The sequence below is a fragment of the Mycobacterium sp. 1165178.9 genome (assembly GCF_001673555.1).
Classification (GTDB): Bacteria; Actinomycetota; Actinomycetes; order Mycobacteriales; family Mycobacteriaceae; genus Mycobacterium.
In genome coordinates this window covers 1-2,803 of record NZ_LZMB01000231.1, presented here as the reverse complement: position 1 = coordinate 2,803, position 2,803 = coordinate 1, and the positions used below count along the sequence as shown (strand labels likewise).

Sequence of the window (2,803 nt, the reverse complement as noted above, 5' to 3'; positions counted from 1 at the left end):
ACTGTACTGATATTCGTCCGGCTTGACCGAACGCGTCGCCCGCCAGTACTCCCAGGTGTAGCCGCCCCAGAGCACGGTGTTCTTGCCGTGCTCGTCCAGATACCAGCTGCTGCAGCCGCCGCTGTTCCACACCGACGGGCCGAGTCTGCGTTGCAGCTCGTCATTGAATTCGTCCTGGGCGGCGCGGGTCGGGGCCAGCGCCTGTGCGCCCAGCTTGTCGCAGGTCGCGATCGCGTCTGCGACGTAACGGATCTGGGACTCGATCATGAAGACCACCGAGTTGTGTCCCAACCCGGTGTTGGGCCCCAGCAGAAAGAACAGGTTGGGCACGTCGGCGATGGTGATCCCGCGGTGCGCGCCGATGCCCTCGCGGTTCCACCGGTCCACCAGGTCCTCGCCGTGCAGGCCCTTGATCTGGACGTAGGTGTAGGAGTCGGTGACGTGGAAGCCGGTGGCATACACAATCACGTCGGCCTGCCGGTGCGTCCCGTCGGCGGTGACGATGCCGTCGGCGGTGATCCGCGCGATGTGGTCGGTGACCAGTTCGGTCTTGGGGTTGGCAACCGCAGGGTAATACGTGGTGGAGTTCAGGATTCGCTTACAGCCGATGCTGTAATTCGGGGTCAGCTTGCGACGCAACTCCTTGTCCTTGACCGACCGGCGAATGTTGTACTTGCTGTAGACCTCGATGAACTTCAACAATTTCGGCCGCTTGGTCATGCCGATGGCCAGCGCCTCCTGCCCCCAATAGATGACGAGGCGGACCAGCGCACGCAGACCGGGCACGTTCTCCATGGCCCGGCGCACCGCCGGCGGGATCTCGGGGTTCGAACGCGGCACCACCCACGGTGGGGTGCGTTGGTAGAGCTGAAGTTCGGCGACCTGGTCGATGATTTCCGGCACGATTTGGATCGCGCTCGCGCCGGTCCCGATCACCGCCACGCGCTTGCCGGTCAGGTCGACGCTGTGGTCCCACTCCGCGGAATGGAAAGCGGCGCCACGGAATTCGTCGCGCCCCTCGATGTCGGGCATGGACGGGATGTGCAGCGCGCCGGCACCCGAGATCAGGAACTGCGCGACGTACTCGCGCCCGTCGGCGGTGAACACGTGCCAGCGGTTCTCGTCATCGTCCCAGTGCGCGCGATCGACCAGCGAGTTGAACTCGACGTAGCGGCGCAACCCGTACTTGTCGGTGACCCCTTTGAGGTAGTCCAAGATCTCGGGCTGGAAGGAGAACGGGTTCTTCCAGTCGGGTTTGGGCTCGAATGAGAACGAGTACAGGTGCGACGGGATGTCGCAGGCGCACCCGGGATAGCTGTTGTCTCGCCAGGTGCCGCCGATGTCGTCGGCCTTTTCCAGGATGACGAAGCCCACGCCCTGCTTCTGCAGCGCGATCGCCATCCCGAGTCCGGAGAATCCGGTCCCGATGATGACGGCGCGCGTGTGCACCGGCTTGTGGGCGGTGGCCGCGGGGACTGTCTCGGTTTGTGTTACGACGTCGGTCACGGTCGATCGGTCTTTCTATCCAGGTCTGTCGGGTCGGCGCTGGCCGGCGTTTTCGGCTCCGGCTCGGCTGACGCAGATACCCAGTACCCAGGGTATCGGTTTGGACGAGTGTTATCGATGGCCGCGGCGCTTGTCAACGCCGCGGGTCGCTCAGATCGCGGCCGAGTTGCCGGCCACCATGTCGTGAATCGGCAGGTCAGGATTCATCCTGATGCCCAGCGCCTCGGCGGTGCCGACGATCACCCCCATCATGATGGTCGTCAGGTGCGCAACGAACTGCTCACGCGACATCAGCCGCGGGCTTTCCGGCTCGGGACCCAGCCACCACTCGGTGGCCGACGCGGCACAGCCGAACGCCGCGTGCCCGGCGAGTTCGACCGCCGCGTGGTCGAGCTCCATCTCGCGGAGTTCGTTGTCGAACATGTCGGCCACCGCCAGGGTGATTCCGCGTCCCTCGTTGAGGACTTGTGGGGTGGCGGCCGATCGGCCCTGGATGAACACGCGCAGCACGTTGGGATGCTTGTCGACCAGGATCACGTACTCCTCGACGCTGCGCCGGATCACCTCCCGTGCCGAGTCCGTTTTCAGGTCGATGGACGGGAAGATCGCCGCCCACAGCATGTCGCGCAGCCGCTCCCCGATCGCCTCGAACAGGTCGGATTTGTCGTGGAAATGGCGGTAGATCTTCGGTTTGGCGGTGCCGGCCTCCTCCGCGATTTCTCGGACGCTGAGTTCGGGCCCGAGGCGGTCGATCGCGCGGAACGCCGCGTCGACGATTTCGTTGCGCACTTTCTTGCGGTGTTCGCGCCAGCGTTCGCTACGGGCGTCGACCTTGGCCCCAGGCTTGACGCTGGGGTGGGGTCGGGGAATTCTCACCACGTCAAGCACTTTACCTGGTGGCGGCTTCTGACCTGGGCAGACCGCGATTAGCCGGCGGTGCGGCGTTGCGATGCCCTGGTCTAGGCCGCGGCGCTACGGCCCACGCAGGACTTCCCTCGGCGAGCGGCGGAATTCTCGCCGGTAGTCGGCCGCGAACCGGCCGAGGTTGCCGAAGCCCCAGCGGAATGCGACCGCTGCCACGGTCGTCCCATCCTCGACAGATGCCTGCCGTAAGTCGGCGTGCGCCCGAGCCAGACGGATCGACTTCAGGTATGCCATGGGCGTCGTGTCCAGGTGCTTACGGAAGGCTTCCTGAAGGGCGCGCGGGCTCAACCGCGCGGCAGCCGCCACGTCGACGATCCGGACGTCCTCGGCCGCGGAATCCTCGAGGTAGGCGATCGCACGCCGCACCGCCGGC

Annotated in this window: 3 protein-coding genes; all 3 read right to left on the bottom strand. The window is 65.6% G+C overall.

Going from position 1 to position 2,803, the window contains the following annotated elements:
• Positions 1 to 1,506, bottom strand: a 1,506-nt coding sequence (locus A5652_RS10580; protein WP_067350286.1) for an NAD(P)/FAD-dependent oxidoreductase, incomplete at its 3' end; no start/stop codon positions are given.
• A 150-nt stretch (positions 1,507 to 1,656) separates the two neighbouring features.
• A complete protein-coding gene (locus tag A5652_RS10575; RefSeq protein WP_156745266.1) occupies positions 1,657 to 2,385 on the bottom strand; it encodes a TetR/AcrR family transcriptional regulator in 729 nt (242 codons plus the stop codon).
• A 93-nt stretch (positions 2,386 to 2,478) separates the two neighbouring features.
• On the bottom strand, positions 2,479 to 2,803 hold a 325-nt coding region (locus A5652_RS10570; RefSeq protein WP_156745265.1), incomplete at its 5' end, for a helix-turn-helix transcriptional regulator.